A 13,018-nucleotide genomic window follows, 5' to 3' on the forward strand; every position below is an offset into this window, starting at 1 on the left:
GCCGCCCGTGCGCTTCGACGTCGTCACGATCTTCCCCGAGTACCTGGCCGTCCTGGACGTCTCCCTCCTGGGGAAGGCGCGCCGCGAGGGCCTCGTGGACGTGCACGTCCACCACCTGCGCGACTTCACGTTCGACCGGCACCGCACGGTGGACGACACCCCCTACGGAGGCGGTGCCGGCATGGTGATGAAGGCCGAGCCGTGGGCGCTGGCCCTCGAGCACGTGGCCGCGGCGAGCCCCGCACCCGCGGTGGGGGAGCGGCCCGTCCTCGTCGTCCCCACCCCGTCCGGCCGCCCGTTCACGCAGGCCACCGCCCGCGAGCTCGCCCGGCGGGAGCACGTGTCCTTCGCGTGCGGGCGCTACGAGGGCATCGACGAGCGGGTGTTCGGCTGGGCCGAGGAGCGCTTCGAGGTCCGCCTGGTCTCTCTGGGCGACTACGTCCTCAACGGCGGAGAGGTGGCCGCGCTGGCCATGATCGAGGCCATCGGGCGGCTCGTGCCGGGCGTGGTGGGCAACCCGGAGTCCCTCGTTGAGGAGTCCCATGAGGACGGGCTGCTCGAGTATCCCGTGTACACGAAGCCCTCGGTGTGGCGGGACCGTGAGGTGCCCCCCGTGCTGCTCTCGGGCGACCACGGCAAGGTGGCCGCGTGGCGCCGCTCCCAGCAGGAGGAGCGGACGCGGGACCGCCGCCCGGACCTGTGGGGCGCGTTCACGGCGCCGGGCCCGGACGGTTCCGAGCGCTGAGCCCGGCTGTGGCATAATCGACTGTCGGTCCACCGGACGCCCGACCTGCCACAGGGGGCGGACGTCGACGGCAGGACCACCGGGAGCCCAACAGGCGCGCCCGGACCAGGCTCACGGGATCCGGCATCCCGACCGCGCGACGCGCGGCGGACAGCCGCAGACCCGAGTACCACGTGGATGACCTGTGGCGTCCACCAGGAGAGATGAACATGCACATCCTTGATTCCTTCGACAAGTCCACGCTGCGCACCGACATCCCGGAGTTCGGCCCCGGCGACACCGTCAAGGTCCACGTCAACATCATCGAGGGCAAGACCGCCCGCGTGCAGGTCTTCCAGGGCTACGTCATGGGCCGCCAGGGCGAGGGCGTCCGCGAGACCTTCCGCGTCCGCAAGGTGACCTTCGGCGTCGGCGTGGAGCGCGTCTTCCCGGTGCACTCCCCGGTCATCGACAAGATCGAGCTCGTCACCAAGGGCGACGTGCGCCGCGCGAAGCTCTACTACATGCGCGACCGCCACGGCAAGGCCGCCCGCATCCGCGAGAAGCGCGCCGACGTCAAGTGATCCGCTTCGGCCGCGTTCGCGCGGCCTGAGCACACCCATGTCGCATCCGGAGCCCCGTGACCCGTCTCGGTCGCGGGGCTCCCGCGCATCCGGATCCGGCGCGCCGGCCGCCCGGGATGCCCGGTCCGCGGACGCCGCTGGGGCGGCCGGCTGGTGGCCCTGGGTCGCGCTCACCGTGGTGGCCGGGGTCGTGCTGGCCGCCGTGCTGCGCGCCGTGACCGGTGCCGTGCTGCTCATTCCGTCCGCCTCGATGGAGCCGACCCTGCTGCCGGGCGACCGGGTGCGGATCGACGCGTCCGCGGCCGGCGGGGCGGGCCTGGAGCGCGGGGACGTGGTGGTGTTCGACGGCGGCGGCAGCCTGGCGCCGTACCGCTCCCGCGGCTCGCTCGAGGCCGGCCTCGAGGACGTGGCCCAGTGGTGGGGCACCGCCGCGAGGGAGGACGTGTTCGTCAAGCGCGTCGCCGGCCTGCCCGGGGACACGGTGCAGTGCTGCGCCGCCGACGGCCGCCTCACGGTGAACGGCACTCCGCTCGACGAGCCCTACCTCGGGCGTGCCGTCACCGCCGCCGAGCCGGCCTCGGAGCGTCCGTGGCGCTTCGAGGTGCCGGCGGGCCGGATGGTCGTGCTCGGCGACAACCGGGCGGACTCCCGCGACTCCCGTGCCCTCCTCGGCGCCCCCGGCGGGGGGCTCATCCCCCTCGATTCGGTGCTCGGCACGGCCGAGGAGGTCGTGTGGCCGCTGGACCGCCGCGGCCCCGTGGACGGCGCCGCTGCTCCGGGGGAGGCCGCGCATGGGTGACCCCGTCCCGCCGCGTGCCGATCCGGCCGCGCCCGAGTCCGTCCCGGCCGTGCCCTCCGGCGCGGGCGCGCATCGCGCCGAGACCCGCCCCTCCCGGCGCCCGCGGTGGGGCCCCTTGGCGCGGCGGGTGCTCCTCGTCGTGCTCCTGACCCTGGGCGCGCTCCTGCTGGTCAAGACGTTCGTGCTGCGCATGTTCTTCATCCCCTCGGGCTCGATGGCGCCCACGCTCGAGCAGGGGGACCGCGTGGCCGTGGACCTGCGCGTGCCTGACGCGTCCCCCCTCGAGCGCGGCGACGTCGTCGTGTTCCGCGACACGAAGGGCTGGCTGCCGCCGGCCGCCGGCCCGGGCGATCCGCTGGGCGAGGCGGCGCGCTTCGTGGGGCTCGCCCCGGAGGACGCCCGGTCGCACGTGGCCAAGCGCGTGGTGGGCCTGCCGGGGGACACGGTGGCCTGGCAGCCCGGGGACGAGCACGTCAGCGTCAACGGGGAGCCCGTGGAGGAGCCCTACCTGGCGCCGGGCGTGGCGGCCTCCGAGGTCCCGTTCGAGGTCACCGTGCCCGCCGGGCAGCTGTGGGTGCTCGGGGACAACCGGCAGGCCTCCGCCGACTCGCGCTACCACCGGGACGGCCCGGGCGGAGGGTTCGTGGCCGCGGACGACGTCGTGGGGCGCGCCGTCGCGATCGTATGGCCCCTCGAGCGGATCGGCCCGGCGGGCTCGGACCCGGCGCCGTTCGCGGACGTCCCCGAGCCGGGACGGCACGCATGAGCCCCGCCGCGCAGCGCGCGGGGAGCTCGCCGCGCACGGCGGTGCGCGCCGGGCTGCACCTCGAGGTCGCGCTGGCGGCCGAGGTCGCCGGGGACGGGTCCACCTCCGCCCCCGCGGGCCCCTGGCTCGTGGCCGGCATGGACGAGGTCGGCCGGGGTGCGCTGGCCGGGCCCGTCGTCGTCGGGGCGTGCGCCGCGTGGGCCCCGGCCTCCGGGACGATCCCCGCGGTGCGGGACTCCAAGGCACTGACCGATCGGCGGCGCCGCGCGCTCGTCCCCGAGATCACCGCGTGGGCCGCGGGCGTGAGCCTCGGCGAGGCGAGCCCCGCCGAGATCGACGCCCTGGGGCTCAGCGCGGCCCTCAGCCTCGCCGGGCACCGGGCGTGGGCCGGGCTGTGCTCCGCGCTCGACGCCGAGCCGGTCGCCCTGATCCTGGACGGCCGGGACGACTGGCTCACGCGCGGTGCCCCCGCCGACGCACCCGCCCCGGTGCCGCCCGTGCCCCGCATGGTGGTCCGCGCGGAGGACCAGTCCGCCACCGTGGCGGCGGCCTCGATCGCGGCCAAGGTCGGCCGCGACGACACCATGACCATGCTCCACGCCGAGCACCCCGCCTACGGCTGGTCGGGCAACAAGGGCTACGGCGCGGCCGCCCACCGCGCCGCGCTGCAGCGGCTCGGCGCCACCACGCACCACCGGCGCTCGTGGAACCTCGGCCTGCCCGACGGCGACCCCGCCCCCACGCTGTTCGACTGAGCCCGCGGGCGTCGACCGGGCTCGCCGCGTTCGACGCGAGTCCCGGCGCGAGGCAGGATGGACGGGTCTGCATCCGTCCGGCCCGCCCGGCCGCCCGGATGCCCTGCCGAGCATTGAGGAGGTCCTGCCATGAGCGCGGACGATGTGGAGGACTTCGAGGCCGAGGCGGAGCTCACGCTCTACCGCGAGTACCGGGACGTCGTGGGCCTCTTCCGCTACGTGGTGGAGACGGAGCGCCGCTTCTACCTCGCCAACGGCGTCACCCTCACGCCGCACCAGGCCGACGGAGACGTGTTCTTCGAGCTGGTCCTCGAGGACGCCTGGGTCTGGGACGTGTACCGCAGCGCGCGGTTCATCAAGCGTGTGCGGGTGCTCACCTTCAAGGACGTGAACATCGAGGAGCTGCCCGCCGAGGACCTCCAGGTCCCGCAGGACGGCCGGCTGCCGGGCTGAGTCGCGGGGGCCGGCGCGGTCCCACCGCTCCTGCACAGGCGTCCCCTCCCTCACAGCAGGCCCGCGGCCCGGCGCAGGCCCCTCCGCCTCCCGCACCCTGGTGGCGGAGGTGGTCACCATGACGAGGACCGGGGAGACGGCGCCGCCGGGCGGCGGCGCACAGGGGCGGGGCAGCAGCGCGCACACGGCGCTGGGCCGCTTCGGGGAGGACGCGGCCGCGCGCTGGCTCACGGAGCGCGGCTATGTCATCGCCGAGCGGAACTGGCGCGGCGGGGCGGGCGAGCTGGACATCGTGGCCCACCACGCCGGCTGGTGGGTGGGCGTGGAGGTGAAGACCCGCTCGGGGCTCGCCTTCGGCGATCCCCTCGAGGCCATCACCCGGCGCAAGCTCCTGCGCCTGCACCGCCTCATGGCCGAGTGGGTGCGCACCCACAGCGAGGGGCGGCATCCGGCCCCGTGGCGCGTGGATGCCGTCGCCGTCCTCGTGCCGCGCACCGGGGGCGTCCGCTTCGACCTCGTCACGGACGTGCGGCCGTGAGCCGTATCGGTCGCACGCGGTCGATCTCCCTGGCCGGGCTGCGCGGCGACGTGGTGGACGTGGAGGCCGACATCGCCCAGTCCCTTCCCGGCTTCACCCTGCTGGGACTGCCGGACCAGGCCCTGCAGGAGAGCCGTGACCGCATCCGCTCCGCCGCCCGCAACGCCGGCCTGCCGCTGACCCGCCGGCACCTGACCGTGAACCTGCTCCCGGCCGGCGTGCAGAAGCGCGGCGCGTGCCACGACCTCGCCATCGTGCTCGCCGCCTACGCCGCGGACGGGCGGGTGCGCGGTGTGGACGGGCCCGTGTTCCTGGCGGAGCTCGGCTTGGACGGAACGCTGCACCGGGCCCCGGAGACCGTGGCCATGGTGCTCGCCGCGGTGGACGCCGGCCATCGGGACATCGTGGTGGCGCAGGAGGCGGTCGCCGACGCCGAGCTCGTCCCCGGTGCCCGCGTCCGGGGCTACGCCCACCTGCACCACGTGATCCGAGCCTTCGGCGGCTCGCCCGAGGGGACTGTCCCGCCCGAGCCGGACGGGCACGTGCTCGGCGCCGGCCGCGCCGGATCCGGCGGAGAGGAGGGCTCCACCTCCCCGGAGGCCCGCGGGCCCGGGTGCACTCCGGCGCCCGACCTCGCGGAGGTGGCCGGTCAGGGCGAGGCGCGGTTCGCCCTCGAGGTGGCCGCCGCGGGTGGACACCACCTGCTCCTCATGGGCCCGCCCGGCGCGGGCAAGACGATGCTCGCCGAGCGGTTGCCCGGCATCCTCCCGCCCATGGACGACCGCACGGCGCTCGAGACCGCGGCCCTGCGCTCCCTGCGCGCCATCGGCGCCCACGCGGGCGGCCTCGACCGCCGCCCGCCGTTCGAGGCCCCGCACCACTCGGCCTCGGCCGCCTCCCTCGTGGGAGGCGGCGCCGGGCTGGCCCGGCCCGGCGCCGTGTCCCTGGCCCACGGCGGCGTGCTCTTCCTCGACGAGGCCCCCGAGTTCGACCGCCGGACGCTCGAGTCCCTGCGCCAGCCCCTCGAGTCGGGGGAGGTGGTGATCCACCGCTCCCGCGGCACGGTCGCCTACCCCGCCCGCTTCCAGCTCGTCCTCGCCGCGAACCCGTGCCCCTGCGGCTTCGGCGGCGGCAACGGCAGCCGCTGCCGGTGCTCCGTGCTCCAGCGCCGGCGCTACGCCGACCGGCTCTCCGGTCCGCTGCTGGACCGCGTGGACCTGCAGGTGACGGTCCGCCCCGTGAGCGCGCACCAGCTCACCGGAGCCCCTGCCGCGGAGGACTCCGTCACCGTGGCCGCCAGGGTGCACGCCGCCGTGGAGCGCCAGGACGCCCGCTGGAGGGAGGCCGGCGCGCGCGGTCTCGTGGCCTCCCACGTGCGCCGCAACGCCCGCGTGCCCGCCCCCGTGCTGCGACACGGACCGTTCGCGGTGCCCGCCGTCGCCCGGGAGCCGGCCGACGCGGCCGTGGACCGGGGCGAGCTCAGCGCTCGCGGCCACGCCCGGGTGCTTCGCCTCGCGTGGACCCTCGCGGACCTGCGCGGCCGCGAGCGGCCCGCCCCGGAGGACACGGACGTGGCCCTGAACCTGCGCAGCCGAGACGAGGAACAGCCGTGAATCCCTCCCACCCCACCCCCACCTCCGCCTCCGCCCGCCCCGACGGCGCCCGTGTGGCCCGCGCCGCGCTCACCCGGCTCGTGGAGCCCGGGGACGAGCTTCCGGCGCACGCCGTGGCAGCGTTCGGCCCCGAGCGGGCCCTCGCGCTCCTCACCGGCCGCGCGGCACTGCACCCCGCCGAGCGGGACCTCCTGGCGGAGCACACCGGCGCGCCGGACGGCCTGGCGCGCCGGTGGTCCGCCGGGCTGCAGCGATGGGCGCCCCGCGCCGCCCATCTGGACCCCGAGCGCGACCTCGTCGCCCTGCACCGTCTGGGCGGCGGCCTGCTCATCCCGGAGGACGACGCCTGGCCGGCCGCACTGGAGGACCTCGGCGAGAGCGCCCCGCTGGGGTTGTGGTTCCGCGGGACGGGCGCGCTGCCCGCTGCCGGCCGCACCCTCGCCGTGGTGGGCAGCCGCGAGGCCACCGCCTACGGCCGCGCGGTGACGCGCCAGTTCGTGGGCCACGCTGTCCGAGCCGGCCTGTGCGTCGTCTCGGGCGGGGCATACGGGATCGACGGCGCCGCGCACCGCGCAGCCCTCGACGCGGCCCAGGAGCGTGGCGGGGCCGGGGGAGCGGAGGCGTCCGCCCCGACCATGGCCGTGCTGGCCGGCGGCCTCGACCGCTTCTATCCGGCCGGCCACGAGGAGCTGCTCCGAGACGTCATGGAGGCCGGGCTGCTCCTCTCGGAGATGCCGCCCGGAGCGAGTCCGACGCGCCACCGCTTCCTCCAGCGCAACCGGCTGATCGCCGCGCTCTCCGGCGCCGTGCTCGTGGTCGAGGCGCGCTGGCGCTCCGGCGCGCAGAACACCGCCGGCCACGCGATGGGCCTCGGCCGGGAGCTCGGCGTCGTCCCGGGGCCCGTCACCGCGCCCAGCTCCGCCGGCTGCCATCGCCTGCTGAAGGAGACCCCGGCGCGGCTCGTGATGGACGAGGACGACGCCCTCGCCCTGCTGGACGGCGTACGCCGGCCCGCTGGGAGGGGCGCCCCTGGCGGGACGGCCGCGGACACGGGCACATCCCGGGCGCCCGAACCATCCGTGGCGCCCACGTCGGCGCCGGGGACGAGGGGGGAGCGCCGGCAGCGGCACGCCGAGCGGCCCACGGACGCCCTCACCGTGGAGGAGCTGCTCGTCGTCGACGCCCTCCCGCTGCGCAGCGCCGTGCCCGTGGACCGCCTCACCGTCACCGCGGGCCTGGCCCTGCCCACCGTGCTCGCCGTCCTCTCCCGCCTGCAGCGGGCCGGGCTGGCCGAGCGCGTGGAGGACCGATGGCGGCGCGCACCGGGCGGGGGTGGCACAGTGGAGGGATGAGCACCCGTCCTCGCGCCACAGGCCCGGCGGCCGAGCCGTCCGCGGCCGTGCCCGCGCCCTCGCCCCGGGACGCGGCGTGGCTTGAGGCGTACGCGGAGCACCTGACCCACGAGCGCAATCGCAGCCCCCGGACCGTGTCCGCCTACCGTGCGGACCTGCGCCACCTGGCCGCGCACGTGGGCCCCGGTCAGGATGTCTTCGCGGAGGTGGACGTGGAGGACCTGCGTGGCTGGCTCGCCGCCATGGCCCACGCCGGCCTGGCCCGCACCACGCTGGCCCGCCGCGTGGCCGCCGTGCGCACGTTCATGGCGTGGCTGCGCCGCGAGGGCCTGCGCCACGACGATCCGGCGCTGCGCCTGCGCTCTCCCCGGCCGGACTCCTCCCTGCCGCACGTGCTGCAGGACCTGCAGACACGCCGCCTGCTGGACTGGGCTGAGGCCCGCGTCGCCGAAGCGGAGGAGGGCGACGACGCCGTCGCCCGCGCTGTCGCCCTGCGCGACGCGGCCGTGCTCGAGCTCCTCTACGCGACGGGAGCCCGCGTCGCCGAGGTCGTGGCCCTCGACCGGGACGACGTGGACCTGGAGCGCCGCGTGGCCACCCTCACCGGCAAGGGCGACCGGCAGCGCACCGTCCCCTTCGGCGGTCCCGCCGCGCGGGCGGTCCACCTCTGGTCCTCCGCCGGACGCCCCGCCCTGCTCACGGGGGAGTCCGGCCCCGCCCTCTTCCTCGGCGCGCGCGGCGGGCGGCTCGGCGTGCGGCAGGTGCGGGCCGTCGTCGACCGCGGGCTCGAGGCGCTCGGCGACACGGCGGCCCGCGGCCCGCACACCCTGCGCCACACCGCCGCCACCCACCTGCTCGACGGCGGTGCCGACCTCCGCACCGTCCAGGAGCTGCTCGGCCACTCGTCCCTGCGGACCACGCAGGTGTACACCCACGTGTCCATCGACCGCCTGCGGGAGGGCTACCGCCAGGCGCACCCCCGCGCCTGAGCGCGACACGCCCTCAAGCCGGGACCATTGCCCGCCCCCGGGCCCTCCGGCACAATGGCCACAGGAGTTCCGTCGTCCGCGGCGTGGTCGTAGGGGAAGACGCACCGCATCGCTCCCGGAGGAACCCATGGACACCATCACCACCCGCGGCGTGGTCCACATCCTCTCCGCACCCACCGCGCTGTGCCCCCACGTCGAGTGGGCCCTGAGCTCCGTGCTCGGCGGCCACACCGAGGTCGAGTGGCAGGCGCAGCCGGCCGCGCCCGAGCAGCACCGCACGGAGCTGCACTGGCGGGCCCCGCAGGGCACCGGAGCGTCGCTGGCCTCGGCGCTGCGTGGCTGGCCGCACCTGCGCTTCGAGATCACCGAGGAGCCCTCCGCCGGCGCGGACGGGTCCCGGTGGTCCCACACCCCGGGCCTGGGCATCTTCCACGCGGCCACCGACGTCTCGGGCAACATCATGGTCTCCGAGGACCGGATCCGCTTCGCCTACGAGCAGGGCGCGGGCGACCCCACGGTCGTGTTCCACGAGCTCTCACTCGCCCTAGGCGAGGCCTGGGACGAGGAGCTGGAGCCCTTCCGCCTCGCCGCCGCCGGTGCGCCGGTGCGCTGGCTGCACCGCGCGGGCTGACACCGCCCCCTCGCCCGCACCCCCTCACGACGACGGCGCCCGTCCCGCGTGGGGACGGGCGCCGTCGGGCGTGCGGGTCAGACCCCGCGGAACACGGCCACGGCATTGTGGCCGCCGAAGCCGAAGGAGTTGTTCACCGCCACGCGGTCCCCCGCGGGCAGGCGGCCCGGCTCGCCGGTCACGACGTTGAGCGGGATCTCGGGGTCCTGGTGCTCCAGGTTGATGGTCACGGGAGCGGTGCCGTGGTGCACGGCGAGCACGGTGAGGATCGACTCGATCGCGCCGGACGCCCCCAGCAGGTGGCCGGTCTGGGACTTCGTGGCCGAGACCAGGACGTCGTCGAGGTGGTCTCCGAGGACTGCCTTCAGCGCGAGGTACTCGGGGGCGTCTCCCTTGGGGGTCGAGGTGGCGTGCGCGTTCACGTGGCTCACCTGGGAGGGGTCCACGCCGGCACCGCGGAGGGCGGAGCGCAGGGCCCGGGTGGCGCCGAGGCCCTCGGGCTCCGGGGCGGTGATGTGATGCGCGTCGGAGGAGACGGCGGCGCCGATCAGCTCGGCGTACACGCGGGCGCCGCGGGCCTTCGCGTGCTCCTCGGACTCCACCACCATGACGCCGGCACCCTCGCCGAGGACGAAGCCGTCGCGGTCCACGTCGTAGGGGCGGGAGGCGGCCTGCGGGTCGTCGTTGCGCTTGGACAGCGCCTGCATCGCGGCGAACGCGGCCATCGGCAGCGGGTGCACGGCGGCCTCGGCGGCCCCGCACAGCACGACGTCGGCCTGGCCGGAGCGGATGAGCAGCAGTGCGGTCTCGAGGGCCTCGGTGCCCGCGGCGCAGGCGGAGACCACGGTGCGGGCCCCGGCGCGGGCGCCGAACTCGAGGGAGAGGGCCCCGGCCGCGCCGTTGGGCATGAGCATGGGGACGGTCATGGGCAGCACACGGCGCGGCCCGCGCTCGCGCAGGGTGTCCCAGCCGTCGAGGAGGGTCCACACGCCGCCGATGCCCGTGCCGAAGGCGACGGCCAGGCGGTCGTGGTCGATCTCGGCGCCTTCGAGCCCGGCGTCCTTCCAGGCCTCGCGGGCGGCCACGGTGGCCATCTGCGTGCCGGGGTCCTGGCGCTTGGCCTCGACCCGGCTGAGCACCTCGGCGGTGGGCACCGCGAGCTCCGCGGCGAAGGTGACGGGCAGGTCGTACTGCTCCACCCAGTCGTGCTCCATGGTGGCGGCGCCCGAGACGCCCTTCAGCGCGTTGGCCCAGAACGTGGGCACGTCGCCGCCGATGGGGGTGGTGGCGCCGAGGCCAGTGATCACTGCGGTGCGGGTCATGGGTCTGCTGCCTTCGTCTCTCGGGGGCCGGGGTGCGGGTGCCCCGGGCGAGCGGGGGCCGGAGGCGCCCGGATCAGGCGCCTCCGGCACGGTCCTGCGAGGCACGGCGGGCCGAGAGGCCCTCCGCACGGGGTGGGCCTGGATCAGGCCTGGGCGCCGTCGATGAAGTCCACGGCGTCCTGGACGGTCTTGAGGTTCTTGACCTCCTCGTCCGGGATCTTCACCCCGAACCTGTCCTCGGCGTTGACCACGATGGTCATCATGGAGATCGAGTCGATGTCGAGGTCGTCGGTGAACGACTTCTCCGGCTGCACGTCGGCCGTGTCGAGGCCGGTCTCCTCGTTCACGATCTCGGCGAGGCCGGCGAGGATCTCTTCCTTGGAAGCCATGGGGCGTCTCCTTCAGGTAGGTGTTTCGGTGTACTGGGTCAGTGAATCAGATGCGCACGCCTCAGGGGAGGCGCACCACCTGGGCTCCGTAGACGAGGCCGGCGCCGAAGCCGATCTGGAGGGCGAGGCCGCCCGAGAGCTCGGGGTGCTCGGCGAGCAGGCGGTGCATGGCCAGCGGGATGGACGCGGCGGAGGTGTTGCCCGCGTCGGCGATGTCCCGGGCCACCACCACGGACTCGGGCAGCGCCAGCTGCTTGGCGAACTCGTCGATGATGCGCATGTTGGCCTGATGCGGGATGAAGGCGGCCAGGTCGCCCGGCTCGACGCCGGCGCGGTCCAGCGCCTCGCGGGCCACCTTCGCCATGGACCACACGGCCCAGCGGAACACGGAGGGCCCGTCCTGGCGCAGGGTCGGCCAGAGCATCTCCTCGGCGCCGGTGATCGCGGAGGCGTCGCCGGTGGTGCGGGCGTGCTCGACGGCGTCGCGCACGTCCAGCTGTGAGCGGGTCATGGAGATGGTCTCCCAGCGCTCGCCGTCCGAGCCCCACACCGAGGGGGAGATGCCGGGCTCGTCCGAGGCGGAGACGATCACCGCGCCCGCGCCGTCGCCCAGCAGGAAGGAGATGGAGCGGTCCGTGGGGTCGATGACGTCGGAGAGGCGCTCCACGCCCACCACGAGCACGTGCTTCGCGGTGCCGGCCCGCACCAGCGCGTCGGCCTGGGCCACCCCGTAGCAGTAGCCCGCGCACGCGGCGGAGACGTCGTAGGCGGGGGCGGGGGTCGCACCGATCTCGTGGGCCACCAGGGCTGCGGCCGAGGGGGTGGCGTGGGGGAAGGTCACGGTGGAGACGATGACGGCGTCGAGGTCCGAGCCCTCCAGTCCGGCGGAGGCGAGGGCCTCCCGGGCCGCGTCGACGGACATCGAGACCACGGTCTGGTCCGCGGTCGCGCGCTGGCGCGTGACGATGCCCGTGCGCTGCCGGATCCACTCGTCGGAGGAGTTGATGGGCCCCACGAGGTCCTCGTTCGGCACGAGGTTCGCGGGACGGCAGGCGCCGACGGCGACGATGCGGCTCGCCACGGGGCGGTCCAGCTGCTTCAGGGTGACGGTCATGATGCTCTTCTCTGCGTCTGTTCGTCTCTGCGCGGGAGGGGGGCGGCGGTGCTCAGGCTGAGTGCTCGGCGAGGAACGCGCGGGCCGCGTCCAGGTCCTCGGGGCTCTTCAGCGCCAGCGCGGCGGTGCCCTTCAGGCCGCGCTTGGCCAGTCCCGTCAGCGTACCGCCGGGCAGGAGCTCGAGGACACCGGTGACGCCGCGCTCGGCGAGGGCGTCCATGCACCGGTCCCACCGCACCGGGCGCGTCACCTGGTCCACGATCCGCTCCAGGACCTCGGCGCCCGAGGCGACGGCGGCGCCGTCCCGGTTGGAGAGCAGGGGAAGCCGCGGATCGGCCGGGGAGAGCGTGTGCACGTGGGCCGCCAGGGCGTCCACGGCGGGGGACATGTGCTCGGTGTGGAACGCGCCGGCCACCTTCAGGGGGATCACGCGCGCCCGGGCCGGGGCGCTCAGGTCGGCGAGCGCCTCGAGGGTGCCCGCCGCCACCACCTGGCCGGCGCCGTTGACGTTGGCCGGGGTGAGGCCGGCGGCCTGGATGGCAGCCAGCACCTCCTCCTGGTCCCCGCCCACGACGGCGGCCATGCCGGTGGGCGTGGCGGCGGCGGCCTCGGCCATGCCCGTGGCGCGGACGCGGACGAGCGCCAGCGACTCGGCGGGGGAGAGGACGCCCGCCAGGCCGGAGGCGGTGATCTCGCCGACGGAGTGGCCGGCGAGGACGGTGGTGGCGGGGTCGGAGGCGTCCGCCTCGAGGATGGATCCGGCGACGAGCCCCGCCGCGACGATGAGCGGCTGGGCGACCGCGGTGTCCTTGATGGTCTCCTCGTCCGAGACCGTGCCGTGGCGGACCAGGTCCACGCCGGCGGCGTCGGAGAGCTCCTCCAGGAGCTCACGGGTCCCGTCCATCTCGAGCCAGGGGGCGAGGAAGCCGGGGGTCTGGGAGCCCTGTCCGGGGCACACGATCGCGAGCATGCCCTCCATCGTGTCAGGC

General features: G+C 75.8%; 15 protein-coding genes. 11 read left to right on the forward strand and 4 right to left on the reverse strand.

Annotated features, from left to right (window positions below):
- Nucleotides 1-7 precede the first annotated feature (7 nt).
- The 11 genes from trmD to AAG742_RS04940 all read left to right on the forward strand — a co-directional run bounded on the left by trmD (nt 8) and on the right by AAG742_RS04940 (nt 9,204).
- A complete protein-coding gene (trmD, locus tag AAG742_RS04890) occupies nt 8-745 on the forward strand; it encodes a tRNA (guanosine(37)-N1)-methyltransferase TrmD (protein ID WP_248115059.1) in 738 nt (245 codons plus the stop codon).
- A gap of 209 nt (nt 746-954) precedes the next feature.
- Nucleotides 955-1,308, forward strand: coding sequence for a 50S ribosomal protein L19 (rplS, locus tag AAG742_RS04895; RefSeq protein ID WP_298984527.1), 354 nt, complete (start codon nt 955-957; stop codon nt 1,306-1,308).
- Nucleotides 1,309-1,345: 37 nt separating this feature from the next.
- On the forward strand, nt 1,346-2,107 hold the full coding sequence (lepB, locus tag AAG742_RS04900) for a signal peptidase I (protein WP_298713255.1): 762 nt from the start codon (nt 1,346-1,348) through the stop codon (nt 2,105-2,107).
- Nucleotides 2,100-2,873 (forward strand): signal peptidase I, encoded by a 774-nt coding sequence (lepB, locus tag AAG742_RS04905; RefSeq protein WP_298984524.1) that lies wholly within the window; start codon nt 2,100-2,102, stop codon nt 2,871-2,873. Before lepB (AAG742_RS04900) ends, lepB (AAG742_RS04905) begins: the two co-directional genes overlap by 8 nt.
- A complete protein-coding gene (locus AAG742_RS04910; protein ID WP_298984521.1) occupies nt 2,870-3,628 on the forward strand; it encodes a ribonuclease HII in 759 nt (252 codons plus the stop codon). Before lepB (AAG742_RS04905) ends, AAG742_RS04910 begins: the two co-directional genes overlap by 4 nt.
- Before the next feature lie 129 nt (nt 3,629-3,757).
- Nucleotides 3,758-4,081: a DUF2469 domain-containing protein gene (locus AAG742_RS04915; protein ID WP_298713260.1), complete on the forward strand. Its 324-nt coding sequence runs from the start codon at nt 3,758-3,760 to the stop codon at nt 4,079-4,081.
- A gap of 118 nt (nt 4,082-4,199) precedes the next feature.
- On the forward strand, nt 4,200-4,619 hold the full coding sequence (locus AAG742_RS04920) for a YraN family protein (RefSeq protein ID WP_298984519.1): 420 nt from the start codon (nt 4,200-4,202) through the stop codon (nt 4,617-4,619).
- Nucleotides 4,616-6,232 (forward strand): ATP-binding protein, encoded by a 1,617-nt coding sequence (locus AAG742_RS04925; protein ID WP_298984516.1) that lies wholly within the window; start codon nt 4,616-4,618, stop codon nt 6,230-6,232. The genes AAG742_RS04920 and AAG742_RS04925 overlap by 4 nt, the downstream gene beginning before the upstream one ends.
- Complete coding sequence (locus tag AAG742_RS04930) at nt 6,229-7,584, forward strand: DNA-processing protein DprA (RefSeq protein WP_298984514.1); 1,356 nt, start codon at nt 6,229-6,231, stop codon at nt 7,582-7,584. Before AAG742_RS04925 ends, AAG742_RS04930 begins: the two co-directional genes overlap by 4 nt.
- Complete coding sequence (locus AAG742_RS04935) at nt 7,581-8,573, forward strand: tyrosine recombinase XerC (RefSeq protein WP_298984511.1); 993 nt, start codon at nt 7,581-7,583, stop codon at nt 8,571-8,573. The genes AAG742_RS04930 and AAG742_RS04935 overlap by 4 nt, the downstream gene beginning before the upstream one ends.
- A gap of 127 nt (nt 8,574-8,700) precedes the next feature.
- Complete coding sequence (locus AAG742_RS04940; protein ID WP_343282386.1) at nt 8,701-9,204, forward strand: DUF3145 domain-containing protein; 504 nt, start codon at nt 8,701-8,703, stop codon at nt 9,202-9,204.
- Nucleotides 9,205-9,281: 77 nt separating this feature from the next.
- On the opposite strand, the gene fabF is transcribed toward AAG742_RS04940, so the two are convergent.
- The 4 genes from fabF to AAG742_RS04960 all read right to left on the reverse strand — a co-directional run bounded on the left by fabF (nt 9,282) and on the right by AAG742_RS04960 (nt 12,999).
- Nucleotides 9,282-10,526, reverse strand: coding sequence for a beta-ketoacyl-ACP synthase II (fabF, locus tag AAG742_RS04945; protein WP_343282387.1), 1,245 nt, complete (start codon nt 10,524-10,526; stop codon nt 9,282-9,284).
- Nucleotides 10,527-10,669: 143 nt separating this feature from the next.
- Nucleotides 10,670-10,915 (reverse strand): acyl carrier protein, encoded by a 246-nt coding sequence (locus tag AAG742_RS04950; protein ID WP_248115047.1) that lies wholly within the window; start codon nt 10,913-10,915, stop codon nt 10,670-10,672.
- A gap of 61 nt (nt 10,916-10,976) precedes the next feature.
- Complete coding sequence (locus tag AAG742_RS04955; protein ID WP_343282388.1) at nt 10,977-12,029, reverse strand: beta-ketoacyl-ACP synthase III; 1,053 nt, start codon at nt 12,027-12,029, stop codon at nt 10,977-10,979.
- A gap of 52 nt (nt 12,030-12,081) precedes the next feature.
- The gene (locus AAG742_RS04960) at nt 12,082-12,999 is read right to left on the reverse strand and encodes an ACP S-malonyltransferase (RefSeq protein ID WP_343282389.1); all 918 of its coding nucleotides are present in this window, start codon (nt 12,997-12,999) and stop codon (nt 12,082-12,084) included.
- Between the last annotated feature and the right edge of the window lie 19 nt (nt 13,000-13,018).

Origin of the sequence: Micrococcus sp. 2A (genome assembly GCF_039519235.1) — a bacterium.
Lineage (GTDB): Bacteria > Actinomycetota > Actinomycetes > Actinomycetales > Micrococcaceae > Micrococcus.

Excerpts from the sequence above, each read along its gene's own strand:
- fabF (WP_343282387.1), bottom strand. The coding sequence starts at position 10,526 with ATGACCCGCACCGCAGTGATCACTGGCCTCGGCGCCACCACCCCCATC.
- rplS (WP_298984527.1), top strand. The coding sequence starts at position 955 with ATGCACATCCTTGATTCCTTCGACAAGTCCACGCTGCGCACCGACATC.
- lepB (WP_298984524.1), top strand. The coding sequence starts at position 2,100 with ATGGGTGACCCCGTCCCGCCGCGTGCCGATCCGGCCGCGCCCGAGTCC.
- AAG742_RS04915 (WP_298713260.1), top strand. The coding sequence starts at position 3,758 with ATGAGCGCGGACGATGTGGAGGACTTCGAGGCCGAGGCGGAGCTCACG.
- AAG742_RS04910 (WP_298984521.1), top strand. The coding sequence starts at position 2,870 with ATGAGCCCCGCCGCGCAGCGCGCGGGGAGCTCGCCGCGCACGGCGGTG.
- AAG742_RS04960 (WP_343282389.1), bottom strand. The coding sequence starts at position 12,999 with ATGCTCGCGATCGTGTGCCCCGGACAGGGCTCCCAGACCCCCGGCTTC.
- AAG742_RS04940 (WP_343282386.1), top strand. The coding sequence starts at position 8,701 with ATGGACACCATCACCACCCGCGGCGTGGTCCACATCCTCTCCGCACCC.
- lepB (WP_298713255.1), top strand. The coding sequence starts at position 1,346 with ATGTCGCATCCGGAGCCCCGTGACCCGTCTCGGTCGCGGGGCTCCCGC.
- AAG742_RS04935 (WP_298984511.1), top strand. The coding sequence starts at position 7,581 with ATGAGCACCCGTCCTCGCGCCACAGGCCCGGCGGCCGAGCCGTCCGCG.
- AAG742_RS04920 (WP_298984519.1), top strand. The coding sequence starts at position 4,200 with ATGACGAGGACCGGGGAGACGGCGCCGCCGGGCGGCGGCGCACAGGGG.
- AAG742_RS04955 (WP_343282388.1), bottom strand. The coding sequence starts at position 12,029 with ATGACCGTCACCCTGAAGCAGCTGGACCGCCCCGTGGCGAGCCGCATC.
- AAG742_RS04950 (WP_248115047.1), bottom strand. The coding sequence starts at position 10,915 with ATGGCTTCCAAGGAAGAGATCCTCGCCGGCCTCGCCGAGATCGTGAAC.